This window comes from Bacillus sp. V26, assembly GCF_034296245.1.
Lineage (GTDB): Bacteria > Bacillota > Bacilli > Bacillales > Bacillaceae > Bacillus > Bacillus halotolerans.
On the sequence record NZ_JAXKQF010000001.1, the window covers coordinates 842,598 to 869,104 of the forward strand.

At 43.1% G+C, this 26,507-nt stretch carries 33 protein-coding genes and 1 pseudogene; 24 read left to right on the forward strand and 10 right to left on the reverse strand.

From position 1 onward, the window contains the following. The first annotated feature begins 6 nt into the window (after positions 1-6). The gene (locus tag UJ203_RS04680; RefSeq protein ID WP_024121779.1) at positions 7-1,344 is read left to right on the forward strand and encodes an MATE family efflux transporter; all 1,338 of its coding nucleotides are present in this window, start codon (positions 7-9) and stop codon (positions 1,342-1,344) included. 47 nt (positions 1,345-1,391) lie between these two features. On the opposite strand, the gene UJ203_RS04685 is transcribed toward UJ203_RS04680, so the two are convergent. Further along, positions 1,392-1,817, reverse strand: a complete 426-nt coding sequence (locus UJ203_RS04685; protein ID WP_024121778.1) for a MarR family transcriptional regulator — start codon at positions 1,815-1,817, stop codon at positions 1,392-1,394. A gap of 133 nt (positions 1,818-1,950) precedes the next feature. On the opposite strand from UJ203_RS04685, the gene msrA reads away from it, so the two are divergent. Together msrA and msrB are read left to right on the forward strand one after the other, a co-directional pair. Continuing rightward, on the forward strand, positions 1,951-2,484 hold the full coding sequence (msrA, locus tag UJ203_RS04690; protein WP_305934419.1) for a peptide-methionine (S)-S-oxide reductase MsrA: 534 nt from the start codon (positions 1,951-1,953) through the stop codon (positions 2,482-2,484). Next, positions 2,485-2,919, forward strand: coding sequence for a peptide-methionine (R)-S-oxide reductase MsrB (gene msrB, locus UJ203_RS04695; RefSeq protein ID WP_024121776.1), 435 nt, complete (start codon positions 2,485-2,487; stop codon positions 2,917-2,919). It abuts the gene before it with no gap. Positions 2,920-2,963: 44 nt separating this feature from the next. On the opposite strand, the gene UJ203_RS04700 is transcribed toward msrB, so the two are convergent. Next, positions 2,964-3,989: an SDR family NAD(P)-dependent oxidoreductase gene (locus UJ203_RS04700; RefSeq protein WP_105954998.1), complete on the reverse strand. Its 1,026-nt coding sequence runs from the start codon at positions 3,987-3,989 to the stop codon at positions 2,964-2,966. A gap of 355 nt (positions 3,990-4,344) precedes the next feature. On the opposite strand from UJ203_RS04700, the gene UJ203_RS04705 reads away from it, so the two are divergent. Then, positions 4,345-5,493 carry a phytase gene (locus UJ203_RS04705; RefSeq protein ID WP_305934420.1) on the forward strand — a complete coding sequence of 383 codons (1,149 nt, stop codon included), beginning with the start codon at positions 4,345-4,347 and terminating at the stop codon, positions 5,491-5,493. Positions 5,494-5,562: 69 nt separating this feature from the next. Here the strand turns inward: UJ203_RS04705 and UJ203_RS04710 are convergent, their stop codons facing one another. Both UJ203_RS04710 and cgeA read right to left on the reverse strand, forming a co-directional pair. Beyond that, positions 5,563-6,516, reverse strand: a complete 954-nt coding sequence (locus tag UJ203_RS04710) for a DUF3880 domain-containing protein (RefSeq protein WP_103671798.1) — start codon at positions 6,514-6,516, stop codon at positions 5,563-5,565. A 6-nt stretch (positions 6,517-6,522) separates the two neighbouring features. Beyond that, positions 6,523-6,924: a spore crust protein CgeA gene (cgeA, locus tag UJ203_RS04715; RefSeq protein ID WP_024121772.1), complete on the reverse strand. Its 402-nt coding sequence runs from the start codon at positions 6,922-6,924 to the stop codon at positions 6,523-6,525. Between the two features lie 203 nt (positions 6,925-7,127). Between cgeA and cgeC the strand changes: the two are divergent. From cgeC to UJ203_RS04780, 13 genes and pseudogenes are all read left to right on the forward strand, one after another. Beyond that, positions 7,128-7,408: pseudogene (cgeC, locus tag UJ203_RS04720) on the forward strand (spore maturation protein CgeC). 77 nt (positions 7,409-7,485) lie between these two features. After that, on the forward strand, positions 7,486-8,766 hold the full coding sequence (locus UJ203_RS04725; protein ID WP_305934421.1) for a glycosyltransferase family 2 protein: 1,281 nt from the start codon (positions 7,486-7,488) through the stop codon (positions 8,764-8,766). Between the two features lie 28 nt (positions 8,767-8,794). Continuing rightward, positions 8,795-9,574: a GNAT family N-acetyltransferase gene (locus UJ203_RS04730; RefSeq protein ID WP_322008742.1), complete on the forward strand. Its 780-nt coding sequence runs from the start codon at positions 8,795-8,797 to the stop codon at positions 9,572-9,574. 67 nt (positions 9,575-9,641) lie between these two features. Then, positions 9,642-9,773: a YjcZ family sporulation protein gene (locus tag UJ203_RS04735; protein WP_373271217.1), complete on the forward strand. Its 132-nt coding sequence runs from the start codon at positions 9,642-9,644 to the stop codon at positions 9,771-9,773. Between the two features lie 130 nt (positions 9,774-9,903). After that, positions 9,904-11,226: an aspartate aminotransferase family protein gene (locus UJ203_RS04740; protein ID WP_322008746.1), complete on the forward strand. Its 1,323-nt coding sequence runs from the start codon at positions 9,904-9,906 to the stop codon at positions 11,224-11,226. Between the two features lie 18 nt (positions 11,227-11,244). Then, positions 11,245-11,934 carry a CoA transferase subunit A gene (locus UJ203_RS04745; RefSeq protein WP_044155490.1) on the forward strand — a complete coding sequence of 230 codons (690 nt, stop codon included), beginning with the start codon at positions 11,245-11,247 and terminating at the stop codon, positions 11,932-11,934. Further along, the gene (locus tag UJ203_RS04750) at positions 11,919-12,572 is read left to right on the forward strand and encodes a 3-oxoacid CoA-transferase subunit B (protein ID WP_024121766.1); all 654 of its coding nucleotides are present in this window, start codon (positions 11,919-11,921) and stop codon (positions 12,570-12,572) included. The genes UJ203_RS04745 and UJ203_RS04750 overlap by 16 nt, the downstream gene beginning before the upstream one ends. Before the next feature lie 8 nt (positions 12,573-12,580). Beyond that, positions 12,581-13,891: a peptidase gene (locus tag UJ203_RS04755; protein WP_268510998.1), complete on the forward strand. Its 1,311-nt coding sequence runs from the start codon at positions 12,581-12,583 to the stop codon at positions 13,889-13,891. After that, positions 13,869-14,696 carry a putative beta-lysine N-acetyltransferase gene (gene ablB / locus UJ203_RS04760; protein ID WP_322008753.1) on the forward strand — a complete coding sequence of 276 codons (828 nt, stop codon included), beginning with the start codon at positions 13,869-13,871 and terminating at the stop codon, positions 14,694-14,696. Before UJ203_RS04755 ends, ablB begins: the two co-directional genes overlap by 23 nt. Before the next feature lie 32 nt (positions 14,697-14,728). Further along, positions 14,729-16,153, forward strand: coding sequence for a lysine 2,3-aminomutase (gene ablA / locus UJ203_RS04765; RefSeq protein ID WP_322008755.1), 1,425 nt, complete (start codon positions 14,729-14,731; stop codon positions 16,151-16,153). Then, positions 16,150-16,428, forward strand: a complete 279-nt coding sequence (locus UJ203_RS04770; RefSeq protein ID WP_105992047.1) for a YokU family protein — start codon at positions 16,150-16,152, stop codon at positions 16,426-16,428. Before ablA ends, UJ203_RS04770 begins: the two co-directional genes overlap by 4 nt. 86 nt (positions 16,429-16,514) lie before the next feature. Next, entirely contained in the window at positions 16,515-16,739 is a 225-nt protein-coding gene (locus UJ203_RS04775; RefSeq protein WP_010334616.1) for a YozE family protein, read from the forward strand. 153 nt (positions 16,740-16,892) lie between these two features. Continuing rightward, a complete protein-coding gene (locus UJ203_RS04780) occupies positions 16,893-17,573 on the forward strand; it encodes a hypothetical protein (protein ID WP_010334614.1) in 681 nt (226 codons plus the stop codon). Here the strand turns inward: UJ203_RS04780 and UJ203_RS04785 are convergent. Further along, positions 17,570-17,713 carry a hypothetical protein gene (locus UJ203_RS04785; protein WP_305934428.1) on the reverse strand — a complete coding sequence of 48 codons (144 nt, stop codon included), beginning with the start codon at positions 17,711-17,713 and terminating at the stop codon, positions 17,570-17,572. The two genes, UJ203_RS04780 and UJ203_RS04785, sit on opposite strands and share 4 nt — an antisense overlap. 120 nt (positions 17,714-17,833) lie before the next feature. Here UJ203_RS04785 and UJ203_RS04790 point away from each other — a divergent pair, with 120 nt between their 5' ends. The 3 genes from UJ203_RS04790 to yodL all read left to right on the forward strand — a co-directional run bounded on the left by UJ203_RS04790 (position 17,834) and on the right by yodL (position 19,073). Next, positions 17,834-18,010, forward strand: a complete 177-nt coding sequence (locus UJ203_RS04790; RefSeq protein ID WP_202853601.1) for a YozD family protein — start codon at positions 17,834-17,836, stop codon at positions 18,008-18,010. Between the two features lie 77 nt (positions 18,011-18,087). Further along, positions 18,088-18,699, forward strand: a complete 612-nt coding sequence (locus UJ203_RS04795) for a phosphatase PAP2 family protein (protein ID WP_024121760.1) — start codon at positions 18,088-18,090, stop codon at positions 18,697-18,699. A 59-nt stretch (positions 18,700-18,758) separates the two neighbouring features. Further along, positions 18,759-19,073 carry a shape determination protein YodL gene (gene yodL / locus UJ203_RS04800; RefSeq protein ID WP_038954208.1) on the forward strand — a complete coding sequence of 105 codons (315 nt, stop codon included), beginning with the start codon at positions 18,759-18,761 and terminating at the stop codon, positions 19,071-19,073. A gap of 37 nt (positions 19,074-19,110) precedes the next feature. Here the strand turns inward: yodL and UJ203_RS04805 are convergent, their stop codons facing one another. After that, positions 19,111-19,236 (reverse strand): hypothetical protein, encoded by a 126-nt coding sequence (locus tag UJ203_RS04805; RefSeq protein WP_024121758.1) that lies wholly within the window; start codon positions 19,234-19,236, stop codon positions 19,111-19,113. A 201-nt stretch (positions 19,237-19,437) separates the two neighbouring features. Between UJ203_RS04805 and deoD the strand changes: the two genes are divergently transcribed. Together deoD and UJ203_RS04815 are read left to right on the forward strand one after the other, a co-directional pair. Next, positions 19,438-20,139, forward strand: coding sequence for a purine-nucleoside phosphorylase (gene deoD / locus UJ203_RS04810; RefSeq protein ID WP_024121757.1), 702 nt, complete (start codon positions 19,438-19,440; stop codon positions 20,137-20,139). Between the two features lie 83 nt (positions 20,140-20,222). After that, positions 20,223-21,044: a D-Ala-D-Ala carboxypeptidase VanY gene (locus UJ203_RS04815; RefSeq protein ID WP_044155508.1), complete on the forward strand. Its 822-nt coding sequence runs from the start codon at positions 20,223-20,225 to the stop codon at positions 21,042-21,044. Between the two features lie 40 nt (positions 21,045-21,084). Here the strand turns inward: UJ203_RS04815 and UJ203_RS04820 are convergent, their stop codons facing one another. Next, positions 21,085-21,345 (reverse strand): hypothetical protein, encoded by a 261-nt coding sequence (locus tag UJ203_RS04820; RefSeq protein WP_024121755.1) that lies wholly within the window; start codon positions 21,343-21,345, stop codon positions 21,085-21,087. Positions 21,346-21,431: 86 nt separating this feature from the next. Then, the gene (locus tag UJ203_RS04825; RefSeq protein ID WP_322008771.1) at positions 21,432-22,133 is read right to left on the reverse strand and encodes a class I SAM-dependent methyltransferase; all 702 of its coding nucleotides are present in this window, start codon (positions 22,131-22,133) and stop codon (positions 21,432-21,434) included. A gap of 151 nt (positions 22,134-22,284) precedes the next feature. Here UJ203_RS04825 and UJ203_RS04830 point away from each other — a divergent pair, with 151 nt between their 5' ends. Next, entirely contained in the window at positions 22,285-23,685 is a 1,401-nt protein-coding gene (locus UJ203_RS04830; RefSeq protein ID WP_322008773.1) for a S41 family peptidase, read from the forward strand. Positions 23,686-23,719: 34 nt separating this feature from the next. Here UJ203_RS04830 and UJ203_RS04835 read toward each other — a convergent pair whose 3' ends face one another. Continuing rightward, entirely contained in the window at positions 23,720-25,210 is a 1,491-nt protein-coding gene (locus UJ203_RS04835) for a sodium:solute symporter (protein ID WP_322008775.1), read from the reverse strand. Beyond that, positions 25,210-25,410 (reverse strand): DUF3311 domain-containing protein, encoded by a 201-nt coding sequence (locus UJ203_RS04840; protein ID WP_044155515.1) that lies wholly within the window; start codon positions 25,408-25,410, stop codon positions 25,210-25,212. Before UJ203_RS04840 ends, UJ203_RS04835 begins: the two co-directional genes overlap by 1 nt. Positions 25,411-25,594: 184 nt before the next feature. Between UJ203_RS04840 and UJ203_RS04845 the strand changes: the two genes are divergently transcribed. Further along, on the forward strand, positions 25,595-26,506 hold the full coding sequence (locus tag UJ203_RS04845; protein WP_322008778.1) for a ring-cleaving dioxygenase: 912 nt from the start codon (positions 25,595-25,597) through the stop codon (positions 26,504-26,506). Position 26,507 lies beyond the last annotated feature (1 nt).

Here is a 26,507-nt window from a genome sequence, read left to right on the forward strand (position 1 = left end):
GAAGAAATGAAAGCATACGATTTTACGAAGGGAAACGTGCTGAGGCAGCTTATCCTGTTTTCGATGCCTATTATGCTGGGAAATGCTCTGCAGGTTTCTTTTCAATTCATAGACAGTTTATGGATCGGCAATTTGCTGGGGGCAAAAGCGCTTGGCGCGGCTGCGGTATCAAGCACGATTGTTTTAACCGTGCTGTCTTTTATTTTGGGACTTAATAATGCGACCTTAACCATTTTGTCTCAGCAAAAGGGAAAAGATGATGAGAAAGGAATGGCGTCGTATATAAATGCCTTTGTGGTTTTATTAACAGGCTTAAGCATCGGGTTCGGCGCAGCCGGTTTTTTCCTGTCAGAACCATTGCTGCGTCTTCTGCAAACGCCGGAGTCCATGATTCCGCTTGCCGAGATCTATTTGCAGATTCAATTTATCGGCATACTGTTTTTGTTTGGTTATAACTTTATCAGTACGGTTCTTCGGGCGCTAGGCGACAGCAAAACACCGCTGCGGTTCATCGCTTTTGCCGTTGTGCTGAATGCTGTGCTGGCACCGCTCTTTATTTCTGTTTTCCGCATGGGGATTGCGGGAGCGGCTTATTCAACTGTTTTGTCACAGGGCATTGCGTTCCTTTACGGTTTGTTTTATGTCATCAAACATCAGCTGGTTCCGTTTTCTATGCCAAGAGCACCTAAGTGGGAAGAGACTGTATTGATTCTGAAACTTGGTATTCCCGCCGGTCTGCAGATGATGGTGATTACAGGCGGAATGATGGCGATCATGAGCGTCGTCAACTCCTATGGAGAGCATGTGGTCTCTGGATTTGGCGCGGTGCAGCGGCTGGACAGCATCATCACACTTCCGGCTATGGCGGCCGGTACGGCGGTCAACAGCATGGCGGGACAAAATATCGGGCTCGGAAACTATAAAAGAGTGGAATCGATTGCGAAGCTTGGTGTGATGTCTGTTTTTTCTTGCATGCTCGTAATTGCTATTATCATTTGGATATTCGGAAAATATTTAATGAGGTTATTTATTAGTGAGCCTGACGCGGTAGCGTTTGGTGAACAATATTTGCGGTGGATTGCGTTTTTCTATCCCTTTATCGGTATTAATTTTGTGCTGAACGGAATTGTCAGAGCCGCTGGGGCAATGATGCAGGTTTTGGTTTTAAATTTGATTTCTTTCTGGGTTTTGAGATATCCTTTCACGGCTCTGTTTTCAGCTTGGCTTGGACAGAAAGGGATCGGTCTCGGAATCGGTATGAGTTTCTTATTCAGCAGCTGTGCGGCGTTTTTGTACTACAGATACGGCCGCTGGAAAACGATGAAATTGTTTACTGAAAGATAAGAAAGGCGCTGCGAAAAGCACATACCCTAAATGGGTATGTGCTTTTTTTACCGTTTTTTATCAAGTTTGCTGAAAAGCTCGATTAATGTGGCGAGTTCAGTATCCGTATAACAATCAAAGCGTTTAAAGAAATATTCAGTTTTTTTCTCATTGAAATGCTGAACGATTTTTTCACCTGCTTCAGTGATATGGATGCGGATGATCCGCCGATCTTCCTTCGATCTGATTCTCGTGATCCATTCTTTTTCTACCAGCGCGTCAGTCACTGCGGTAATATGGCTTGCTGATACTTCCAAAATGGGCGCAAATTCCGTCACTTTCTTAGGTCCCTGTTCACTTAGAATGCGCAAAATGGTAAATTCATTCCGCGAAAGCTCTTTATCTAGAATATCGTTGATTTCATTGCGTATTTGTTTAAAAACTTTACGGAGTAAAGTTTCCATATCATACATCATTTGTGTTCTTACTTTCAAATTTGTGAACCCCCATTACATAATTGCTAATACTCAAAACCTATAGATTTTTATTGAAAAGCAGAATCATTTTCATTCTATTTTTACATGCTATAATATAATAATACCACGTATTAACAAAGGAGGCACCAGTATGTCTGAAAAAAAAGAACTCGCCACATTTGCAGGCGGCTGTTTTTGGTGCATGGTCAAACCATTTGACGAACAGCCGGGAATTGAAAAAGTGGTGTCCGGGTATACAGGCGGCCATACTGAAAACCCTACGTATGAAGAAGTATGCAGCGAAACAACAGGGCATCGTGAAGCTGTACAAATCACGTTTGAGCCTGATGTATTCCCTTATGAAAAGCTGTTAGAGCTGTTCTGGCAGCAAATTGATCCGACAGATGCAGGCGGCCAGTTCGCTGATCGCGGCAGCTCTTACCGTGCAGCGATTTTTTATCATAATGAAAAACAAAAGGAGCTTGCCGAAGCATCAAAACAGCGGCTGGCGGAAAGCGGCATTTTTAAAGATCCTATCGTGACAGATATTTTAAAGGCTGAACCATTCTATGAAGCGGAAGATTATCATCAGCATTTTTATAAAAAGAATCCAGGGCATTATCAGCGTTACCGGACAGGCTCCGGAAGAGCTGGATTTATCAGTGAGCATTGGGGGGCGAAATAAATGACGCTAAATAAAGAAGAAAGAATAAAGTCATTAAACCGTATGCAATACGAGGTCACACAAAATAACGGAACGGAGCCGCCGTTTCAAAATGAGTATTGGGATCATAAGGAAGAAGGGCTTTATGTTGACATTGTGTCAGGAAAGCCTTTGTTTACTTCCAAGGATAAATTTGATTCCCATTGCGGCTGGCCAAGCTTTACAAAGCCGATCGAGGAAGAAGAAGTGGAAGAAAAACAGGATACGAGCCACGGAATGATTCGGACAGAAGTCAGAAGCCGAACAGCCGATTCCCATCTGGGACATGTATTTAATGACGGACCCGGGCCTAGCGGACTTCGTTACTGCATTAATTCTGCGGCGCTGCGGTTTATTCCTAAGGATAAGCTCAAAGAAGAGGGATATGAAAGCTATCAGCACCTATTTGACAAATAAAATGCAAGAAAAAACAAGCCTGCCTATAGATAGACAGGCTTGTTTTATGCCTTTTTTTCTTTATGCAGGTCTTCAATAATTTGGGCAATTCTGTCTTTTGTAATAAGAGGAGCCTGATCAGACTGATATCCGGGCAAATTGACTTTGCGAAAATCAGGATGTTTTTCAGGTTCTGGGAGGATAGCATATAGGTTGCCCCATTCATATAGTGACTCTACTTCGTGGGGAGATGTCAATTCTTCGTGAAGCTTTTCACCTGGACGCTTGCCGACTTCTATTGCGGCCGGGCGCGGGAGACCGTGCTGTGCTGCGTATTCTTCAAATCCATGAATCAATTCCTCAAGTTTCAGTGATTCCATTTTAAAAATAAAAGTTTCTCCGCCTGTGGTTATAGCGGCTGATTGCAGTGTCAGTGTGGCCGCATCATCAATAGACATAAAAAATCTGGTCATGTTCTTGTCTGTGATGGTCAGCGGTTCACCCTCCATCATCTGTTCAAATAAAATAGGGATGACTGAACCTCTTGAGCCGAGAACATTTCCGAAACGGACGGAACAAAAAACAGTTCCTCTATTTTGAACGTGGCGGTTAGCTTGATGAAACAGCTTTTCAGATAACAGCTTAGTGGCACCCATTGTGTTTACAGGGGACACAGCCTTATCTGTACTGATATTGATGACATGCTGTACTCCATTGATTAGGGCGGCCTCCACCACATTCTGTCCGCCGATGAGATTGGTCTGGATCGCTTCAAACGGATTGTCTTCGCATGTCGGCACCTGTTTCAGCGCTGCTGCGTGAAAGACGATATCGACACCTGTCATCACCTGATTCACTCTCCGGTGGTCGCGCACATCTCCAAGTACAAATGAAAGCCGCTGATCCTCCGCATACTTTTGACTCATTACATACTGTTTACTGTCGTCTTTGCTGAATACAATGACCTTTTTTGGTGTAAGCAGCAAAAGGCGTTTGACAATTTGACTTCCGATTGAACCCGTTCCGCCAGTGACTAAAACTGTTTTGTTATGGAAAAATGGTTTTAGTTCTGCTGTTTGCTGTTTAGGCATGGCTTATCCTCCAACTCTCGTTTCTCTACCATGCATCATATGTTCAACATTTTAATCGAGTTAATGAAAGCAACCAATAAAACGAAATTTAGGGGAATGATGATGTCACAAAGTGTTCTTTTTTAATAGAAAATGAAGAGATTGGCTTAATCTAACTAAATAAACAGTGTACTAAATTTTCATATTATCTTTTTTCGCTCCATATAAACAGGTCCCATATGATCTTATCACGTCCATATAAAAAGCTTTCTTTTGAATCAGAAACACTACGAAAAAAAGGTACGATTGTCTCACTATTCATCAACTTCATATATTTTACAATAAGAAATGAAGGTTAAAATAAGGAGGCTGTAAAATGAAGTATCCAAAAACTATTCTGTTTAGTGCTGCTGCGGGTTTATTGCTTAGCCTATCTGCAAACTCGGTATCGGCTCATCAGGCTGATGAAGTGAATCATTTCAAAGTGACGGCAAAGGGAGAGACTGACCCGGTTGCTTCAGGAGATGACGCAGCGGATGATCCGTCCATTTGGGTTGATGCAAAGCATCCGGAAAAAAGCAAATTGATAACGACAAACAAGAAGTCCGGGTTAGTCGTGTATGATTTGGACGGCAAACAGATCAATTCTTACGAGTTTGGCAAGCTGAATAATGTCGATCTGCGTTATGATTTTCCGTTCAACGGCAAACAGATTGACATTGCCGCTGCTTCAAACCGGACAGAAGGAAAAAATTCGATCGAAGTTTACGCCATTTATGGGGCAAAAGGTGAATTGAAAAGCATCACAGACCCAAAACATCCTATTTCCACTGATATTTCTGAAGTTTACGGTTTCAGCCTGTATCACAGCCAAAAAACAGGGGCATTTTATGCGTTGGTAACGGGAAAGCAAGGAGAGTTCGAGCAGTATGAAATTGCCGACAATGGAAAGGGATATGTAACAGGGAAAAAAGTGCGGCAATTCAAATTACATTCACAAACTGAAGGTCTCGTCGCAGATGACGAGTACGGGAATCTCTATATAGCGGAGGAAGACACAGCGATTTGGAAATTTAATGCTGAACCATCTGGAGGATCGCAGGGCAAAGTCATTGATCTTGCTTCTGGAAAGCATTTGACAGCTGATATTGAGGGCCTGACCATCTATTATGCGCCGGACGGAAAAGGTTATCTTATCGCTTCAAGCCAGGGCAATAACAGCTATGCGATGTATGAAAGACAGGGAGGCAATCAGTATATTGCCAATTTTGAAATTACGGATGGCGAGAAAATAGACGGGACGAGTGATACTGACGGTATTGATGTTCTTAGTTTCGGGCTGGGGCCAAAATATCCGTACGGCATTTTTGTAGCACAGGACGGAGAAAATATAGAAAATGGACAAGCTGTCAATCAAAATTTCAAAATTGTATCATGGGAACAGATTTCTCAGCATATAGGCGGAAAACCTGACCTGAATAAACAGGTGAATCCAAGGAAGCTGAAGGACAGATCTGATGAATAAAGAAGCAGCCTATTTTCGGCTGCTTTTTTATGTGCACGAAAAAATCGTTCATATGAAATGAACGATTTTTCAAGAAAGCGCCAGATGAATGGCTTTCAGTTTTGCGGGAAGCTCATCAAATGTATGAGCAGGAACGGTCTCTTTATAATTTAACGCCGCAGCTTTGTTTCGTTCCTCAGGATGATTGATATAGAAAGCGGCTTTTTCCTTAAAGTCGTTGATGCTGTGATAAGAAATAAAGGATGAAAAAGGATATGCCGCAGGGAGATCCACTAGTTGAAATGCTTCGCATGCAGCGATATCAAAGGTGCGGTTATTAAAGCTTGTATTTTTAATGCGGCTTTTATTTTTGTTGAACGTAAAATGATACGGCCGATGCGGATTGATCACGATGTCTGCCCCGTTATAATAATGAACGGCCTGTTCAGGCGGAACCCATGTGCTGACTACATCTATATGCGGCTGTTTGAGTACTTTTTTAGGCAGGTACTTTCTCCATTCCTTTCCGATGACCCGAACGGTGTACGGGAGAAATGCCGCTTCTTTCACAAGCTGAACCCGATTAGGGTAAGGATAGCCGATGATAAGCAATTGTGAATGAAAGGAATGTTCGGTGTCCATTTTTTTAAACAGCCGATGATTAACAGGAATCGGAACATAATAGATATGCTGATAACCAAGCTCCTGATAATAGAGAGCAGCATTTTGGTCAATTGTTAAAACTGCGTCAGCGTGCTTTATCACCTGAAGACTGATATCAATATAAAATGGGTCTTCTGTCAGCCAAACATATACGGGAACACCCTTACCCTTTAACCAGGTCAGCCAGTCGTGAGGAACGTGAACTCCAACCATCATGAGTGCGAAATCCGGCTGAAACGTTTCAATGCGTGACAGCGATTCGGTGTCTGGTGTATCTGCAGACATGTATTCTGTCTGAGCGTGCCGAAAGCATTCTTCAGCCCAGCGGTCAAAATAACTGTATATTCCTCCATATCCCGACTGGATATACAAAACTTTCATCAGAGGTTATGAAAAGAATGTAACGCTTTCTACTTTATCTACATCAATCAATGTTGTCGCTTGACCTGGCGGAGTTACAGAGCTTTCCTGTGTGACAAATACGATGCCGTGGACTTGATCAAAAGCCACAAAGACAACCGGACCGATCATGTCACCGGAATCTGTCACAATGCTGATGGTAGTGCCAGGTGTAATTCTGGCAAAAATCCATCTTGCAGGAAGGGAAGGATCTAAAACAGATTCAGCAGTAACCGTTTCGCTTTCGTCAACTTTTTTATCAACAGCAGCTTCAAGTAATTCTTTAAGGTTATTATTCACGTTTTCTCCTCCTTCTGTTGCATTTGTAAATAAAGGGCTTAAAAGGCTTTTAATAATATCCTTTTTTAACTGCGCATTTTCACTGCTCAACACATACACCTCCTATTAATTATTGAACTCACGTTTAATCATATTCTTCTGATTGGCAATTGGTATGAGTCGAACGCCGTACCTGAGCTATTTTTCATATATTTAAGGAAAATGCTGATTTTCTTCTATGGATGGACATTGCCTATACCGCAATTGACAGCATGTTCATATTGTGAAACAGAGGGTAAGGGAGCGAGGGAAGTTTGGATTTAGAAAACAAAGTGAACCAAGAAGAAAATGACGACGAATTGCATTTTATTCTGTTTTTATTCATTCTGCTTATACGTCAAACAGCTTCAGACGGAAATCAATCTGGTCTCAAACGCCAGCTCGTAGTTGCCAAGAGCTTGGTGTCCGATTTCAAGAGTCAATCTGATCAATGGAGATACGCTTCAAAATGTTATCGTAAAAATCCCTGGCTGATTTGGTTATTTTTCAGAACCCGCTAAATCAAACGGGATCAAATGTTGCTATTGTAAGTTGAGGTGCTTTTTACATGTTGACAGAGGCTCTGCTTGCTGCGGAGCCGTTTTCATGTGTGACAATAGGAGGCTTGCAGAGATGGGGGACAAAGTTTCCATTATTTTAACGAGTTATAACAAACCTGATTATCTGCAAATGGCGATTGAGAGTGTCATCAATCAAACTCATAGCAATTGGGAGCTTTTTGTCATGGATGACCATTCAAATGAGAAAACGATTTCGGTGATTCACAAGTACCTTCATGACCAGCGCATTCGTTATAAAAACAGCTTCGTCCATCCTCAAAATCGATTAAAAACAACCCGTTATGCCACATTAATTAATAACGCTCTTCCATTTGCCGCAGGCGACTACATTTCTTATCTCACCGATGATACAGTTTATCATCCTGATCGGCTGAGCCGTATGGTGCAGACATTTTTGTGTCATCCTGAAGCACAGGCAGTCTATTCAAAACAAAAAGTTGTTCATGTAAACGAAAGAGGAGAGGAAATTTCCCATTTTTACAGAGATGCCAATGCGGTGCTTGATCAAGCCGCTTTTCAAGTCGATCATTGCTCTGTTATGCATCGCCGTTCGTTGCTTGATCGGATCAAAGATAAATATGGAAGCTATTGGGACGATGATATGATGCATTGGAATCACGGCGACTCAATTTTTTGGATTAGAGTAAACACATTTGCCCCGTTCCTGCCGATAAATGAAGTATTAGATACAACGTATAAGACTCCGAATTCCTTTCAAAACGCTTATCAGTTTCTGCCCGCCGATTTGATTGACGGCACGTTTGTAAAAGGATCTGATCAACATGTGTATTTTCTTGATCAAGGTGTGCGGCATCCTGTGGGGGAGAGATGGAGTTCAGTGTATCTGGATCGGACTGTTGTTATCCCCGATCCGTATTTATTTCAATATCATACGGGAAAATGTTTAAACATTCCGAATTATGTTTTGGTAAAAGAACCTGACCAGCCTGCAGTATTTTACATTGACGCCGGTAAAAAAAGACGGATAGAAAGTCAGCATGCTTTTCAATTTTATCAATTTAAAAGAAAAGATATTTTGACGATTGAAAAAGAAGTGCTCGAGGATCTGCAGGAAGGGCCGCCTATCACGCGGGACAGATCTGGGGTGATCGCAAATCCGCCTGGACGAAGACTGTTTTTTATAGAACGCGAGCGGTTTCTATTTCTAAACGGTGTTTTTCATCCAATCAGCGAGCAAGTGGTGAGAAAATTCTTTTTGCAGCAGAAACCAATACCCGCTTCTTTCCGGAATATTCAGCAATTTCCAATTGGAAAGCCTTTTTATCCGGTGTACGATGAGATTATAAAGAAATTAAATATTGCAATCAAGTAAATGTATAGGTCATAAAAAGGAGACATTCATGACAGGACTTTATTCAAAAACGGAGCATCAATATCTATCGTTAACGTCTGAATCGAAGTTGTTTGATCATTACAGTGTATATAAAGATTCCAAGCTGCCGCAAATTTTTTCTCATAATTTTGTACAGCTTCATGATACATTTCCATTGGAGCTTATACCTGATTTTTTGCCGTCCGTACCGAAGCTGCTTGATGCGAATTATATCCATTTAAAAGCGTCTCCTCAGCATGCTTTTCCGCTCGTTTTGAAGCAGTCGCTTGTGAAAAGCGGTTTTGTGGTTGAAGATGAGCTGTTATACTGCTTGAAGCTTGGAGACTGGAAGGGACAGACCGGACATCCTTTCACGGCATGGGGGACGGCAAAGAGTCTTAGTGACGGATCTTCTATCATGAAAATTTATGACTCGCTTTATATAGGAGAGGCAACCGCAGAACAAAAATTAGTGAGAAAATATCCTTTTTACAAAGCGGGTACGATTTTGCTTGTCGTTTGTTACAGCGATTCATCACAGAACATTCCGATTGGCTGCGGAGAACTTTTTATTGATTCGCAAGAGAAAACGGCGAAAATTGAAGAAGTGGCGATTTTGGATCAGTTTCAAAGAAGGGGCTACGGCAGTATTCTTGTGGGTGAGATGCTGTCTATTGCCAAATCTTTAGGAATGGACGATGCTTATTTAGTGGCCTCAAATGCTGATGGCGTTACTCATTTTTATGAAAAGCTCAAATTTAAAAAATTTGAGCGGGTGCACACTGTTTTTCATTATTTCCTTACATAGATGGGCATTTGCACAAACCGTTTGGGACTTGGCCCGCATACAATGCCGTATATCGTGATAAGAAAGGATGAAAAACAATATGCATGGATATTGTCATGGATACGGTTACGGAGGATTTGGCTGCGGGACAAATACATTTGTATTGATTGTTGTCTTGTTCATTTTATTAATTATCGTCGGAGCCGCTTTTATTTGCTAGATGAAATAACACAAGAGCCTTTCGAAGTTCGGAAGGGCTCTTTTTTTGTGCGAAAAAAGATTTTATAGGGAGCGTCATGCCGCTATTTGGACACTCATACAATGTAGAAAAGGTGTTTTTGAGGTGGAGCATGAGCAGTTATTTAATTAAGCCAGAGCTTAATGCGGAATATCCGATTGTCAGTCATGCAAAGGGCACATATGTGTATGATCAGAACGGAAAAAAATATCTTGATGGCTCATCTGGTGCGGTGACATGCAATATCGGCCATGGGGTTGATGAAGTAACCGAGCAGCTGAAAGAACAGCTTGATAAGGTGTCTTTTGCTTACCGCTCGCAGTTTACGAGTGAGCCGGCCGAGCAATTAGCTGCTTTACTGGCCGAGCAGCTGCCGGGAGACTTGAATTGGTCTTTTTTTGTCAATAGCGGATCAGAGGCCATAGAAACGGCAATGAAAATCGCCATTCAATATTGGCAGGAAAAAAAGCAGACAGAAAAATCCATCTTTCTCTCACGATGGAGCAGTTACCACGGAATAACTTTGGGAGCGCTTTCATTGTCGGGATTTTATGAACGCAGGTACCGGTTCACCCATTTGCTAGAGCGTTATCCCGCTCTCTCAGCCCCGCATATATATCGGCTGAATCAAGAGGCAAAAAAAGATTTTGTTCAAACGGCTGCGGAGGAGCTGGAAACCGCTATAAAAAGAATCGGAAGTCAGTTTATTGCTGGCTTTGTGGCAGAACCTATTATTGGATCCGCGGGAGCAGCAATCACTCCACCTTCTGGATATTATGAGAGATTGCAAGAGGTGTGCCGCTCACACGGCGTGCTGTTTATTGCAGATGAAGTTATGACCGGGCTTGGGAGAACTGGAAGGATGCTTGCGACAGAGCATTGGCATACTGTTCCTGATATCGCTGTGCTTGGAAAGGGGCTCGGTGCCGGCTACGCGCCTATTGCAGCGGCAGTTGTGTCTGATACGGTTCTCCAAACGATAAAACAAGGATCAGGTGTTATTATGAGCGGTCACACATACAGTGCTCATCCCTTTTCAGCCAAAGCTGCTCTCGAGGTTTTGCGTTATGTTATCAGACACGGCTTGATCAAACAGGCTGAAGAAAAGGGCTTCAAGCTGAAAAAGAAACTTGAAGAGATGATGCACCGAAGCGGCATCATTGGAGATGTCCGAGGCAAAGGGCTGCTGTTAGGCGTTGAATTTGTGGCTGATAAAAAGACAAAGCGAGTGTTTCCGCAAGATCGGTCGATGACCCAGCGTATCATCAGCGAAGCAAAAAAACGCGGGCTCATTGTCTATCCTGCCAAGGCTGGAATCGACAGCGGGGAAGGAGATGCCGTAATCATCGCTCCTCCATTCACAATCTCAGACGGAGAGATGGAAGAGCTTATATCAACTTTTTCGGAAACTGTTGCAGAAGTTGAAAAAAACTGAAAAGGGACTGAAATCAATATGGCACCATTTCAAAAAACGATCAGCATTGAATCGGCAATTGCAGATGTGCGTGATGGATCGGTCCTTATGTTTGGCGGCTTCGGGGGAGTCGGCTCTCCTCCTTCTTTGATTGAAGCCATATTGGACAGCGGTGTGAAAGAATTAACTGTCATTTGCAATGATGCCGGATTCCCGGAGATTGGGATTGGACCGCTTATTGTCAATAAAAGAGTCAAGACACTGATTGCATCACATATCGGTTCAAATCCTGTAGCGGGAAAACAGATGACAGACGGCACATTAGAGGTTCGATTTTCGCCTCAGGGCACGCTCGCAGAACGGATTCGCGCCGGCGGGTCCGGCCTTGGCGGCATTTTGACCGATATCGGCATTGATAATCAAATGGTTTGTGAGAAAAAAGAGATTGTGTCTGTAGCGGGGAAACAATACTTGGTTGAAGAAGCGCTGACGGCTGATTTTGCCTTCATCAATGCCTGCATTGCAGATGAATTCGGCAATTTAACGTATGACAAAACAGCGCGCAACATGAATCCGCTTATGGCAATGGCCGCCAAAAGAACCTTTGCCGAGGCGGAGACGATTGTGCCGATGGGTGATATTGCAGAAGAAATGATTGTAACGCCTGGGGTTTTTGTTGAGGGAGTTGTGAGAAGCGAAGGGGTGAGGTGGAAATGGGCTTGGGAGTAACAGAAAGAGAGCAGATCGCCAGACGGGCTGCTTCTGAAATCAAACCAGGCATGATGGTGAATCTCGGTATCGGCATCCCTTCCTTGGTGCCGAACTTTTTGCCGCCTGACATGCAGGTTATGCTGCAGGCGGAAAACGGCGTACTCGGGATTGGCGAAAGTCCCGAAAAAGGGAATGAGGATGAAAATTTATGCAACGCCGCGGGTTTCCCTGTCCGTGCTGTTAAGGGAGCATCTTATTTTGATACAACGATGTCTTTTGCCATGATCAGAAGAGGCATGATTGACATTACGATTTTAGGCGCTTTGCAGGTAAGCCAGTCGGGAGACCTTGCGAATTGGCTTGTACCCGGAAAAAAGGTGCCAGGCATGGGCGGTGCGATGGAGCTCGCCCAAAAAGCGAAAAAAGTGGTTGTTGTCATGAGCCATACCGATCAAAAAGGGAGGCCTAAATTAACAGAAGCCTGCACCCTTCCGTTAACAGCAGCAGGCTGTGTAGATATGATCATTACTGAAAAAGCAGTTCTTGCAGTTGGCCGGCATCATTTTATTTTAAAAGAACTGATGAATGGCTCAACAATTGACGAGGTGATCGGGCTGACCGACGCTGAAATAATGGTAGATATGCCTTTTTCTTAAAAGGGGGAGTGATGATGCAGGACATTGAAAGAAAAGTAATCGAATGGCTTGATCAGCATTCAGCCAAAGCCATTCGTCTTTTGAAAAGGCTGGTTGGAGAAAAAAGCACACTTGGCAAGGAATTTAACGCTCAGGCAGTAGTCCTTGAAAAGCTTAGGCAATTTCATATGGACATTGATGTGTGGGAGCCGAGCCTAAAACAATTAAAACAGCATCCCTATTTTATATCAGACCGGTCGGATTTTCATGAGAGCCCGAACATTGTCGCTAAAAAAACGGGAGAGGGCGGAGGACGATCTCTGATTTTAAACGGGCATATCGATGTTGTGCCAGAAGGAAATTTGAAGGAATGGAAGTATGAACCGTTTCAAGCTGCCGAAGTAAATGGTAAAATTTACGGCCGCGGCTCCACTGATATGAAGGGAGGCAATACAGCCCTTCTATTTGCATTAGAAGCTCTGCACGCCTGCGATGTCAAACTGAAGGGCGATGTATTGTTTCAGAGTGTTATAGATGAAGAGTGCGGCGGCGCCGGAACACTTTCTGCCATTATGAGAGGCTATCGTGCGGACGGGGCGCTAATTCCGGAACCGACCAATATGAAGCTTTTTATTAAACAGCAGGGCTCGATGTGGTTTCGGATCACGGTTAAAGGATTAGCGGCACACGGAGGCACACGGTATGAAGGTGTCAGCGCCATTGAAAAAAGCATGCATGTCATTACAGCCATTCAAGAGCTTGAAAAAGTCCGCAATGCAAGAATTTCTGACCCGCTTTATGATCATATCCCAATCCCGGTTCCAATCAATATTGGCACTATCTCAGGCGGAACATGGCCGTCCTCGGTAGCAGACCGCGTCGTCATAGAAGGAAGGTGCGGAATTGCTCCCCATGAAAAGCCTGAAGCCGTGAAAATGGAATTGGAAAATTGGCTGAAAGATTTACAATACCATGATGAATGGTTTAAACGCCATCCAATTCAAGTGGAATGGTTCGGGGCTCAATGGCTGCCGAATGATTTGCCTGATGGCCATCCTTTACTATCAGTCTTGCAGTCAGCCTATCAAAAAATGAAACAAACAGAGCCGATCATCGAAGCGTCGCCTTGGGGGACAGACGGCGGCCTTTTGTATCATGCGGGAGATACCCCTGTTATCGTTTTTGGACCGGGAGAGACGAAAACGGCACATCAGGCAAACGAGTATATTGAGGTTGAAGCCATGTTAGAATCAGCTAAAATTATTGCTCTTTTTGTGATGGATTGGTGCGGGCTTCATACAGACGGGGAGGATGCTGATGATCAAAACGGTAAAGAATAGCGGTGTTACGGCTGTCATAGACAATGACCGCTTTAATAAACGAATTAGAGTCATTCGTTATGAAGGCGCTATTCAGGAAGTCTTGTCTGATATTATGACAGCGGCTGAAGAGGAGGGCGCCGAAAAAATTATTGTGTACACTAAACAGCATGACGAGGCAGAGCTGGCTAAACAATTGTTTACGCCGGAGGGCTTTCTCGAAGGCTACTATCTCGGCCATCGCGCTGCCGTCATGGTCCGTTATCTCACAGAAAAACGAAGACAAACAGATACCTATTTATCCGAGCAGGAAATGATAGAGCTATTATATAAATTGAAGCCTCAGCCACAAACCGAAGACAGGTCTCCTTTTACAATGAGAAAAGCAGAAACAAACGACATGTATCAGTTATCTATGCTGTATAAAAAAGTATTCCGCACGTATCCGACTCCTGTGTTTGATCCCGCCTATATTGAAAAGACGATGAATGAGCATACGCTTTATTATGTCATGCTTGAAGATGACCGTCTGATTAGCGCGGCAAGCGCAGATATCAATCCTGAGCTGGGGCATGCCGAAATGACGGACTGTGCCGTGCTTCCAGATTATCGGGGCCGTTCGCTGACAAGTATTTTAATAGATGCATTAGAAAAAGAAATGAGAGAGCAAGATATCTTTCAAGTATTTTCACTCGCCCGCGCTGCATCTTTTGGAATGAATGCGATCCTGTATCATTCCGGGTATCAGTATGGCGGAAGGCTGATCAATAATTGTTATATAGGAGAAGGGCTCGAAAATATGAATATCTGGTGCAAGCGCCTGTAAGTCAAAAAGAAATGCGCGAGGAGGAATTTCATTTGACAAACAAGACAAACAAATGGTATAAACCGAAACGGCATTGGAAGGAGATAGAGTTATGGAAGGATGTTCCGGAAGAAAAATGGAATGATTGGCTGTGGCAGCTGACCCATACTGTAAGAACATTAGATGACTTGAAAAAAGTGATTAACCTGACCGAAGAAGAAGAGGAAGGCGTCAGAATTTCTACTAAAACGATCCCCTTAAATATCACACCCTATTATGCTTCCTTAATGGATCCCGATAACCCCAGATGTCCGATACGGATGCAGTCTGTGCCGCTCTCTGAAGAGATGCACAAAACAAAATACGACCTGGAAGACCCGCTTCATGAGGATGAAGACTCTCCGGTACCCGGTCTGACACACCGTTATCCCGACCGAGTCCTATTCCTTGTCACGAACCAATGCTCCATGTACTGCCGCTACTGCACAAGGAGGCGTTTTTCCGGTCAAATCGGAATGGGTGTCCCTAAAAAGCAGCTTGATGCCGCGATCGCCTACATTCGGGAGACACCCGAGATCCGGGACTGTCTGATTTCAGGCGGGGACGGGTTGCTGATCAATGATCAAATTTTAGAATACATTTTAAAAGAGCTGCGCAGTATACCGCATTTGGAAATTATCAGAATCGGCACAAGAGCGCCTGTCGTTTTTCCTCAGAGAATCACCGATCAACTGTGCGATATCTTAAAGAAATATCATCCGGTCTGGCTGAACACCCATTTCAACACAAGCATTGAAATGACGGAGGAATCCGTTGAGGCTTGCGAAAAGCTGGTGAACGCAGGTGTGCCGGTCGGAAATCAGGCCGTCGTGTTAGCAGGCATTAATGATTCGGTAACAATTATGAAAAAGCTTATGCATGACTTGGTGAAAATCAGAGTCCGCCCCTATTATATATATCAATGTGATCTCTCAGAAGGCATCGGACATTTCAGAGCTCCAGTTTCAAAAGGGCTGGAGATTATTGAAGGGCTGCGGGGCCATACTTCAGGCTACGCGGTACCAACCTTTGTCGTTGACGCACCAGGCGGCGGCGGGAAGATCGCACTGCAGCCAAATTATGTTTTATCGCAAAGTCCTGACAAAATCATCTTGAGAAATTTTGAAGGAGTCATTACCTCTTATCCGGAACCTGAACATTATATCCCTAACCAGGCTGACGCCTACTTTGAGTCTGTTTTTCCTGAAGCTGTCGACAAAAAAGAACCAATTGGACTGAGTGCCATCCTTGCCGACAAAGAGATTTCTTTCACACCGGAAAACGTGGCCAGAATCAAAAGGAGAGAAGCATATACAGCGAAACCGGGGCACGAAACCTTAAAGGACCGGCGGGAGAAAAGAGACCAGCTAAAGGAAAAGAAATTTTTAGCCCAGCAGAAAAAAGAAAAAGAGGCAGAAAGCGGGGGGAATTCTTCATGAAAACATGCGTATGGTGCGGTGTGCCTGAGGCGCAGCCTGGCACGAACACGGTTTATTGGGAGCTTCCTGACGGCACACGAGCCATAGAGCTGACAAACACCCCCGCGATGATTTGCTCTTCTTGCGGAATGGCCTACCAAGAGGATTCGACGATAAAAGATATTGAGGATCAGCTGTTTTTAATCAACACAAAAAAACTTCCTGAAAGTCTGACGTATCAACAGCTCATGGAAACGGAAAGGATATTAAAACGCAACTATTTTGATTTTTCCTGAATGATGTTTCGTTATTCTTTTGTTGTAATTTTACACTTGCACTGTATAATAGAACAACAAAAGACAGACACCAGGAGGGGAAACCCATGAAATCCTTTTATCACTATTTATTGAAATACAGACATCCTAAACCGCAGGACAGCATCAGCGAGTTTGCCAATCAGGCGTATGAGGATCACAGCTTCCCAAAAACATCAACCGATTATCACGAAATCAGTTCATATTTGGAGCTGAATGTTGATTATCTGGACACGATGGCTACGTTTGATGAAGCTTGGGAAAAATACGAGGCCGAGGTGCACGGCAAATAACCACATGTTTAAATCCGCAGATTTGCTGCGGATTTTTTTGTGCGCATACACATACCATAATTGGATACTTCCAATGGTTTTCATGCCCATGCGAATTGGTGTAACCCAGCATACGATAGCGTATGAGAAATGTTGCGGCGAGGGGGAGACACCATGAAGCAAAATAAACCGAAATTCCAAGTAGGGGATATCGTAGTCGTCATTATGTATGGGACAGTCGGCACAATTACAAAAGTACACCAAATCGATAAGCACTATCTTTATGAAGTAAACCACAATGAAGTCTTATATTTTGAATCGTCCATTCAATTATATAAAGATTATGAAGGCGTCATTGTCGATATGGAAAAACTTGATATTGAATATGAATTCCTCATTGGAGATGTCGTTTATGTAAAAGATTATGGAAAAGAACTCTTTCGCATTATCGGCCACAGAACAGAAATTTGGAGATATTTAGAAGATGGCTGGGAAGATATTATTTATGAGCTGACTCGTTTAAAGGATGGAGAGTGGCTTGAAACGGAGGAAGAGGATCTCACGCTGGTTCTCAGAAAGTATGAAATGGACCAGTTTGTGCATCAGCTTTTGTTTGTCCATTATGTCGGAGAAACTGCCCATGAGATCGGCGAAGATATTGTACCGTCTGCTCTTCTTCAGTTTGAAGGCGAAGATGAAGATCAAGATACCCTGCGCATCCTGGCTGTATCAATTGTTGATGAGCTTTTGGATATTTACAACGATTACAAAATTCTGTACGAAATGTTTAAAGATGAAGAATATAAAGATATGATGATGTTTGTGCTGGAAAGTTTAAAAGAACACTTCAGTTAGTTTGTGAACAAGCGGATGATCACATATAAAAAGTAAGGCAGACAGCCCCAAATCATGACATGCGTCATACCTTTGAGCGTTTTTCCCATCACCATATCGAATCTTTCTCCGTCCAGTGCTTCCATCATTTTAGCGATCATATGTCAGCCTCCTATGGCTTGTTTTTTTATTCAATGTATATGAATGAAAGAATTGTTTAGAACACCGGGTATAATTCATCCCGTTTTTTCATAAAACATAAAAAAGGAGGCGGTACGGTTATGAAAGAAATAGATCTTGTGATTGACACGGAAGAAATCGCTGAATTTTTTTACAGAGAGCTTGCAAGACGGGGCTACATACCGAGTGAAGATGAGCTGTTTGAAATCGCCGATATTACCTTTGATTATCTGATAGAAAAATGTATGATAGATGAAGAGCTGGATGAAGATTATTAAGGCTTGAAACCGGAGCGGCCAGCTCCGGTTTTTTATTCGGCTGATATGAATTTTTGAGAAATAAAGGAGGGAAAATCTTGTACAAGCCAGTCAGTCTGTTTCTTCTCTTTCTTTTTTTAGCCGCGGTTATTCATACATCTGCTGTTCAATCAGCAGATGAAATGATCAGTAAGGCAGCCGCAGCTATCCGTCAGCCTTGGCTGAACGATGTGATGATTTGGGTGACTCATCTCGGTGCTACTTCCTTTTTACTGCCACTTATCGTAGTCATTGGGGCAGGGCTGTTTTTTTACAAGAGAACCTTGGACGGTCTTTTGATGCTTTTCATATTCGGAGCGGATCGTCTGTTAAACAAAATATTAAAAGAGTGGATCGAACGGGCAAGGCCGGATTTTGAACCGCTCGTTCATGAGTCGTCCTTCAGCTTTCCGAGCGGCCACTCCATGAACGCTGCTTGTGTTTATCCTGTAATCGCCTACTTTTTAGTGAAACACATCCCGTTTTTGTCAAAGCATAAAAAAGCGGTATACATAATCGCCGGTACTGTCGTTATTTTGGTTGGTGCCAGCAGAGTCTACCTCGGCGTGCACTTTTTAACTGACGTTTTAGGAGGCTTCAGTCTCGGCCTGCTACTGTTTTTCCTCGTGAAAGGTTTTGACGAAAAGTTTCATTCGTTTCGACAAAAGTAGAGAGAGGAAAAAGAGGGCGAAACGCCAATATGTTATAGAAATAAAAGGGAGGGATCTTGATGATGTTATCCGTGTTTAAAAAGAAGTCTTGTTTTTACGATGTGACAATATTTCAAACACCCCGGTTTGGTGAAAAAAAAGGCTACAGAGCCGTCTATCGAACTGAACTGAACGGGAGCAATCATCAAGACGTGCTAAAAAGAGCATTCTCTTTGTTTAATGTATTCGATACTGTTCCAAGTGATTATGATGCGAGATTTATGGCCACAGGGGATGTGATTTTGATTGATGAAGGCAGAAAAGGGAAAACATATTATAAACTGCTTCCTGCCGGATGGAGGAAAATCAATCGTCTGATTGTGCAAACAACATAACGAAAGAAAACTGCGGATATCCGCAGTTTTCTGTTTTTTAAGGTTTTCGTTTGGCCGCGGAATGCTCTTTTTCGTGCGCCTCTTCAGCTGCGATAACGTCTTTAGCAGGTATGTGGTTGTTCTTTTTTTGTCCGGTTATTCGGTTACGCTGTTTTTTACCCATGTTTCATCCCTCCTTTTGCCGTTAGGTTCTCATATAAGCAGCTCAATTATCCCGATTTTCTCTAATGGCGCCTAAAAATACCCCGGATCATTTTCTTTTTTCGGAACATTCCTTTATAATCAATGCTGAAGTTTGTCTCATCATGACATCCGTTGTAAAATGAACGGACTGATCGTTAATTTTGGTTGAGGAGGATATGAGATGAGTGTACATATCGGTGCGGAAAAAGGACAAATTGCGGATACGGTACTGTTGCCGGGGGACCCTTTAAGAGCAAAATTTATCGCAGAAACGTATCTTGAAAATGTGGAATGCTATAATGAAGTCAGAGGCATGTATGGATTTACAGGTACATATAAAGGCAAAAAAATCTCTGTGCAGGGCACGGGCATGGGTGTTCCGTCCATTTCAATTTACGTCAATGAATTAATTCAAAGCTATGATGTGCAAAATTTAATAAGAGTAGGCTCTTGCGGCGCCATCCGTAAAGATGTCAAAGTGCGCGACGTCATTTTGGCCATGACTTCTTCTACTGATTCACAAATGAACAGAGTCGCTTTTGGAAGTATCGATTTCGCGCCTAACGCAGATTTCGAGCTTTTGAAAAATGCCTATGACGCCGCTAAGGATAAAGGCGTACCGGTGACGGTAGGCAGTGTATTTACTGCTGACCAGTTCTACAATGACGATTCTCAAATTGAAAAGCTTGCCCAATACGGTGTGCTCGGGGTAGAGATGGAAACAACCGCTTTGTATACATTGGCAGCGAAGCACGGTAGAAAAGCGCTGTCCATCCTGACCGTGAGCGATCACGTATTAACAGGAGAAGAAACAACAGCAGAAGAGCGTCAAACCACTTTTCATGATATGATAGAAGTGGCTTTACATTCTGTATCAAAATAAAATAAATGAAGAGGCGTGCTGGGTGCCGGCAGCCTCTTCTTTATGGATACGGAAACGATTGATAAAAGGAAGGTAATGTGATGATGAAAAAGTCCGGTAAATGGTTCTCGCTGGCCGCCGCTCTGAGTGTGACGGCAATTGTCGGAGCCGGCTGCAGCATGTCAAATGGAGATGCTCAAAAGGATACGAAAACCACTGCAGAATCAAAACAGACAGAAGAAAAAACAGCTGACAGCAAAAAAACAAATACGCAGGACAGTGAGTTCTTATTGGAAAGCAAGTTTTTCAATAACATTAAAAAAGTGGACGGCCTGGAAACCATTCAAAATCCAAAAAATATCCTCGCCCTTGTCAATAAGCAATACGCACTGCCAGGAGACTATGAACCTAGCGATCTAGTTATCCCTGATGTCGAGTTTTCTTTTGAAGAGAAAATACAAAAGCGATACATCAGAAAAGAAGCAGCAGACGCATTAAAAACGATGTTTGATGCAGCGAAAAAGGATGGCTATGAGCTGGCAGCCGTGTCAGGATACCGCTCGTATGACAGACAGCAGGTTATCTTTAAAAATGAAGTAAGCCTAAAAGGGGAAAAGAAAGCAAGAGAAGCTGTCGCATATCCTGGTGAAAGCGAACATCAAACAGGTCTGGCAATGGATATTTCCAGCCGAAGCAACGGTTTTGAGCTAAATGAAGCATTCGGCAGCACCGAAGACGGAAAATGGGTGCAGAACAATGCATATAAATACGGTTTTATCATTCGCTACCCTAAAAACAAAGAAGACATCACGAAGTACGAATACGAACCATGGCATTTGCGTTATGTAGGCAAAAAGGCTGCAAAGGTTATTCATGAGAATGACTTAACATTAGAAGAATACTTTGAAAAAGTGAAGAAGATATAAAATAAAAACCCGCTAACCATTGGTTAAGCGGGTTTTTCCATTAAAAAAAGAATAAACCGGCGAGCGCCACACCTGTAATCAGCCCAAGGCCAATACCGTATGCGGCTCCATATCCATATCCGTAGCCGCCCCAATATCCATAGCCAAATCCGCCTCTTGGGCCCCCTGAAGTAACTGGAGCAATAAAGACCTTGCTGTTGGTTACACGTGTAATTCTGCCCACATGGACTCTGCCGTTTCTTTCTGTAATTCTAGCAACTTTTCCTTGGTGCTGGCGGCAGATATGATAGTATTTTTCCAATATAATTCCCTCCTAATCCGTCTTTCTATCAGCTTATGATAGATAAACAAAAAAGGTTGGACGAAAAGAGGGGGTGAAGCGCCGTTTTACTTGTATGCGATAAAGATACAATGACCCATATACTCGCTGTATGCCTGCATGAGGTCATAATGGGACTGAAGCGTTTCATAGTAGATAGGAGCGATTGCTTGCGATACATCCATTTCTGTCGTCGGTTCAAATTCCATATCTTCCGGCAAAAGGGTGATCGTTTCTGTTTTCTGAAATCCATGGGAATGAATCGATTCCATCCACTCCGATTCGTTATAAAGCTTTGTAAAACCGTAAAAGTCCATCATTTGCTTCTTTTCGCGCGGAGGCATCGGCTTTTTAAGCGCCGCTTCAATACCGATCAGCATTCCACCCGGCTTCAATACTCTATTAATTTCTTGAAGGGAGGATGTCAGATGGGAAAAACTGAGGACGGATTCGGACAGGACGCAGGAAAAGGACGCCGAAGAAAACGGAAGACGTTCCAGCTCTCCAAGATATGCAGGGATGGCCAGCCCTTCATTTGCAAATCTTTTTTTCGCCTTCTCAAGCATGACAGGGTCTTTATCAACGACTGTGACAGGATAAAGCAAATGTCCTAAATAAGCCGCAGTTTGCCCCGTCCCGCATCCGGCATCAAGAATCGGCTGATCAGACGGAGGTGCCGCTTTTTGCAATACGGCTTTTGAAAAAGCGAGCCCGCCTGGATGTGCACCTGAGACACCGAATAAGGACAGCATTTCTAAATATCGGCTCAAAATGGTATCCTCCTTTTTGGTTATTATATGTCGTGAAAAGACATAGGTTTATGAAACGATAAAGAAGGGCGGATCTCTATATTTTCTGCTCCGAGTTGACGAATAGGAAATCGTCCATGATAATAATGTAAGAAGAAAAGGTGGTGTTTAATTGAAACGGCAATTGAAACTGTTTTTTGTTGTGCTGATCACTGCGGTTGTCGCTTCGGCGCTGACTTTATTTATTACGGGCAATTCAAGCATTCTGGGCCAAAAATCAACAAGCGCAGGAGATAGTAAGTTCGATAAATTAAATAAAGCGTATGAGCAAATCAAAAGTGATTATTACAAGGAAACAAACGATGACAAATTAGTAGACGGAGCAATTAAAGGAATGATTGAGTCTCTGGACGATCCTTACTCTACCTATATGGATCAAAAGGAAGGAAAATCATTCGAAGAAAGCATTTCTGCATCCTTTGAAGGAATAGGAGCACAAGTAGAGGAAAAAGACGGTGAAATCCTTATTGTTGCGCCAATCAAAGGTTCACCTGCTGAAAAAGCCGGAATCAAACCGAAGGATCAAATCCTGAAAGTAAACGGGAAAAGCGTAAAAGGCATGAATGTAAATGAAGCCGTCGCTTTAATCCGCGGCAAAAAGGGCACAAAAGTGAAGCTTGAGCTGAACAGAGCGGGAGTGGGAGAGATTGATCTTTCCATTAAGCGCGATACGATTCCTGTTGAGACCGTCTATTCTGAGATGAAAGACAACAATATCGGTGAGATTCAAATCACTTCTTTCTCTGAAACAACTGCTAAAGAGCTGACAAGTGCGATCGACAGTTTAGAGAAAAAAGGTGCCAAAGGCTATATTTTAGACTTGAGGGGCAATCCGGGCGGCTTAATGGACCAGGCGATTACAATGAGCAATCTGTTTATTGATAAAGGTAAAAATATTATGCAGGTTGAGTACAAAAACGGCTCAAAAGAAGTCATGAAAGCGGAAAAAGAACGAAAAGTTACCAAGCCGACTGTCGTTTTAGTAAATGACGGAACAGCGAGCGCTGCAGAAATCATGGCCGCTGCCCTTCATGAATCGTCAGGCATTCCGTTAATTGGAGAAACCACATTCGGAAAAGGCACAGTGCAAACCGCAAAAGAGTATGAGGATGGTTCAACAGTCAAACTGACAATGGCCAAATGGCTGACTGCTGACGGTGAATGGATTCATAAAAAAGGCATCAAGCCGCAAGTGAAAGCAGAGCTTCCTGATTACGCAAAGCTCCCATATTTGGACGCTGATAAAACGTACAAATCAGGCAATACAGGCACTGAAGTCAAAGTCGCTCAGCAAATGCTGAAAGCACTTGGCTATCAGGTGAAGGTAAACAGTACGTATGATCAAGATTTTGTATCAGTCGTCAAACAGTTTCAGAAAAAAGAGAATCTGAAACAAACAGGCGTGCTGACTGGCGATACTACAACAAAACTAATGACAGAACTTCAACAAAAGCTGTCAAATAATGATACGCAAATGAAAAAAGCAATTGAAACGCTGAAAAAAGAAATGTAAAAAAGCCATACGCGGCTACCGCGTATGGCTTTTTTTAAGCACCCTTCTGATTCGGATTCGGTTCAGTTTTTTTACCAAATAAACCTTCTTTGACTGGATTTGAACCTGCTCTTTTTAAAAACAGCGGATTGAGAATGATTACAGCGATGATATTGGCGGACAATCCCCAGAAACCTTCATAAATGCCGTGTGCAGATTGAGTGATATACACAATAAACGTAACCGCAAGGCCGGCTAATAATCCGATCACTGTCGCCTCTCTCGTTTGGTTCTTCCAGAATAAGCTGACGGCAATCGCGGGGAAGATCTGCACCATACCGGAAACGCCTAAAAGCTGAAGTGTTACTAAGGCAGTCGGGAACAGCATTCCAAATAGAAGAGCAAGACCGATCACGACAAATACCATGGAACGTGTAATAAGGGTCAGTTTGCTTTGTGACACATTTGGATGAATCAAGTCACGGTATAAGTTATTGGCAAATAAATTCGATGCTCCGATAGCCATGATCGAACAAGGGATCAATGAAGCTAAAGCGATAGTGGCGTATGCAAAACCTTGTGCCACGCCGCCGTAAGACGTCTGAATCAGATGCAGCAGCGCCAGTCTTGGATTTGTATCTTCCGGCAGCACAAGAAAAGCGATAAAACCAAGGAAAATAACTAAGATTAAAACGATGTTATAAAGCGGCAAAAACATGCTGTTTTTTCTAACTGCATCGGCACTTTTCGCCGTAAATACACCTGTAGCGGCATGCGCCCACATAAAAAGTGCCAAGGCGGATACAATAGATGCTGTAATAAACCAAGGGATGCCTTTTGGGCCCTCTGTCGGTATCGTCAGCATTTGCGGCGCTTCCTTCACCAATGTATCAATCATCGGCGTCCAGCCGTTGAAATGAATAAGAGGGAGGGAAACGACCATAAACAGCATAATCACCCATACTAAAATATCTTTAATAATGGCTGTAAAAGTAGGCCCTTTAATCCCGCTGAAAAACGTGTATAGAGCAACTAGAATGAATGAGATGATGACAACGAACTTTACGTTGATATAGCCGGTGCCCGCTACCTGAAGCGTATCTTGAATTCCGCTAAGCTGAAGACAGATATATGGGATAAGCATCAGGACACCGACAATTGCAACGAGACTTGCCAACAGCTTGCTGTCAAAACGTTCCCGCGCATAATCAGCGAGAGTTGTTAATTTGTGAATTTTCGCAACTTTCCAAAGTTTCGGCAGGAAGAAATAGGCGATAAAATAAGCCAATACGGAGTAAGGAATAGCAAAAAACGCAACACTTCCGCCTGTGTAAGCCGTACTGGTCAAACCTAAGAAAGTATATGCCGTGTAAAGGTCAGCGCCTACTAAAAACCAAACGAGAAGGCCTCCAAAACGTCTGCCGCCGACAGACCATTCTTCCACCGAGGTTCGCGATGATTTGTCTCTCCCGGCGAGAAATCCGATACAGACAACAGTTAATACGATAATAGCCGTAATCATAAGTGCAGTGAGATTTCCTTGCATTATTCAATTCCTCCATCTTTTTTTTGCACCAGGTAAATGCCAAACGAACATACCGGCGTAATAATAATCCACAGCAGCAGCCAAAAATGGAAAAAAGGAAGGCCGAAAATAATCGGTTCGATTCGATTCACAAACGGCAAAAGTGCAAGCTGAATGAATGGTAAAATGATGAGTATAACAATAAGTGCTTTTTTAACCATTTACTTTCCTCCTGAAAGATGATAATGCTCACTATAATAGCAGTTGTAAGATAAGATCACAAGATAATTATTAGAAAAAAATGATTTTTTCAATTATTTAATTAAATCCTATGGATTGCATCCTGCACATTATAGGTTTAAAATAATAAATATCTCGAAATCAAGATAATCTAGGAGTGAAAAGATGAAAACAGAAGGATTGCATCATATTACAGCATTTGCCAGAGATCCGCAAGAAAATTTGCGATTTTATACAGAAGTGCTCGGGCTTCGGCTTGTCAAAAAAACAGTGAATTTCGATGACCCGGGAACATATCATTTTTACTTTGGGAATCAAAATGGAGATCCAGGGACCATTATTACCTTTTTCCCGTTCCAAGGAAGCGGGCAGGGGACGGTAGGGAAAGGCCAAGCCGGCCGGATTTACTTTTCAGTCCCTAAAGGCTCTCTGGCTTTCTGGAAGGAACGCCTTCAAAATAATGGACTGAATGCAGAGGAGAAAATGCTATGCAGGGAACACGCGCTGATCTTTGATGATACAGAAGACCTTCCGTTAGCAATCATGGAAGACGGCGAAAGCGGAAAAAGCGAGTGGACACCTGACGGCATTTCAGAACATGAAGCCATCACCGGAATGAGAGGCGTGCTGCTGTACTCCTATGATCCGCAAGCAACGATTCAATTGTTAGAGGAAAGCTTCGGATACAGCAAAGTAGCGGAAGAAGATCAGATCGTTAGACTGAAATCCGCAGCGGCTGTCGGAAACGTGATTGACGTTCATTTGCAGCCGGAAAAAAGAGGCGTCGGAGGTTATGGAACAGTTCATCATATAGCGTTTCGGACAACGAGTGAGGAGCAGGCCAAATGGCAGCCGCTTATTGCTGAAAAACATCTCCCTTCATCAGAAATTCTGGACAGGGAGTATTTCACATCAATTTATTTCAGGGAAAAAGGCGGCATTTTATTTGAAATTGCCACAGATGAACCAGGCTTTATGACAGATGAAACGTTTGATGAGCTGGGGACATCCTTAAAGCTGCCTGAATGGCTGGAGCAACACCGCAAACAAATTACAGATATTTTGCCTGAATTGTAGG

What these genes read in the sequence shown, in the direction of transcription:
- UJ203_RS04705 (WP_305934420.1), top strand. Translation starts at nt 4,345, where the DNA reads ATGAAGTATCCAAAAACTATTCTGTTTAGTGCTGCTGCGGGTTTATTG.
- UJ203_RS04700 (WP_105954998.1), bottom strand. Translation starts at nt 3,989, where the DNA reads ATGCCTAAACAGCAAACAGCAGAACTAAAACCATTTTTCCATAACAAA.
- UJ203_RS04815 (WP_044155508.1), top strand. Translation starts at nt 20,223, where the DNA reads ATGAAAAAGTCCGGTAAATGGTTCTCGCTGGCCGCCGCTCTGAGTGTG.
- UJ203_RS04680 (WP_024121779.1), top strand. Translation starts at nt 7, where the DNA reads ATGAAAGCATACGATTTTACGAAGGGAAACGTGCTGAGGCAGCTTATC.
- UJ203_RS04775 (WP_010334616.1), top strand. Translation starts at nt 16,515, where the DNA reads ATGAAATCCTTTTATCACTATTTATTGAAATACAGACATCCTAAACCG.
- msrB (WP_024121776.1), top strand. Translation starts at nt 2,485, where the DNA reads ATGACGCTAAATAAAGAAGAAAGAATAAAGTCATTAAACCGTATGCAA.
- UJ203_RS04740 (WP_322008746.1), top strand. Translation starts at nt 9,904, where the DNA reads ATGAGCAGTTATTTAATTAAGCCAGAGCTTAATGCGGAATATCCGATT.
- UJ203_RS04790 (WP_202853601.1), top strand. Translation starts at nt 17,834, where the DNA reads ATGAAAGAAATAGATCTTGTGATTGACACGGAAGAAATCGCTGAATTT.
- UJ203_RS04745 (WP_044155490.1), top strand. Translation starts at nt 11,245, where the DNA reads ATGGCACCATTTCAAAAAACGATCAGCATTGAATCGGCAATTGCAGAT.
- UJ203_RS04750 (WP_024121766.1), top strand. Translation starts at nt 11,919, where the DNA reads ATGGGCTTGGGAGTAACAGAAAGAGAGCAGATCGCCAGACGGGCTGCT.
- UJ203_RS04805 (WP_024121758.1), bottom strand. Translation starts at nt 19,236, where the DNA reads ATGGGTAAAAAACAGCGTAACCGAATAACCGGACAAAAAAAGAACAAC.
- UJ203_RS04840 (WP_044155515.1), bottom strand. Translation starts at nt 25,410, where the DNA reads ATGGTTAAAAAAGCACTTATTGTTATACTCATCATTTTACCATTCATT.
- UJ203_RS04845 (WP_322008778.1), top strand. Translation starts at nt 25,595, where the DNA reads ATGAAAACAGAAGGATTGCATCATATTACAGCATTTGCCAGAGATCCG.
- UJ203_RS04730 (WP_322008742.1), top strand. Translation starts at nt 8,795, where the DNA reads ATGACAGGACTTTATTCAAAAACGGAGCATCAATATCTATCGTTAACG.
- UJ203_RS04770 (WP_105992047.1), top strand. Translation starts at nt 16,150, where the DNA reads ATGAAAACATGCGTATGGTGCGGTGTGCCTGAGGCGCAGCCTGGCACG.
- msrA (WP_305934419.1), top strand. Translation starts at nt 1,951, where the DNA reads ATGTCTGAAAAAAAAGAACTCGCCACATTTGCAGGCGGCTGTTTTTGG.
- deoD (WP_024121757.1), top strand. Translation starts at nt 19,438, where the DNA reads ATGAGTGTACATATCGGTGCGGAAAAAGGACAAATTGCGGATACGGTA.
- UJ203_RS04785 (WP_305934428.1), bottom strand. Translation starts at nt 17,713, where the DNA reads ATGATCGCTAAAATGATGGAAGCACTGGACGGAGAAAGATTCGATATG.
- UJ203_RS04710 (WP_103671798.1), bottom strand. Translation starts at nt 6,516, where the DNA reads ATGAAAGTTTTGTATATCCAGTCGGGATATGGAGGAATATACAGTTAT.
- yodL (WP_038954208.1), top strand. Translation starts at nt 18,759, where the DNA reads ATGATGTTATCCGTGTTTAAAAAGAAGTCTTGTTTTTACGATGTGACA.
- UJ203_RS04835 (WP_322008775.1), bottom strand. Translation starts at nt 25,210, where the DNA reads ATGCAAGGAAATCTCACTGCACTTATGATTACGGCTATTATCGTATTA.
- UJ203_RS04780 (WP_010334614.1), top strand. Translation starts at nt 16,893, where the DNA reads ATGAAGCAAAATAAACCGAAATTCCAAGTAGGGGATATCGTAGTCGTC.
- UJ203_RS04725 (WP_305934421.1), top strand. Translation starts at nt 7,486, where the DNA reads ATGGGGGACAAAGTTTCCATTATTTTAACGAGTTATAACAAACCTGAT.
- UJ203_RS04735 (WP_373271217.1), top strand. Translation starts at nt 9,642, where the DNA reads ATGAAAAACAATATGCATGGATATTGTCATGGATACGGTTACGGAGGA.
- ablB (WP_322008753.1), top strand. Translation starts at nt 13,869, where the DNA reads ATGATCAAAACGGTAAAGAATAGCGGTGTTACGGCTGTCATAGACAAT.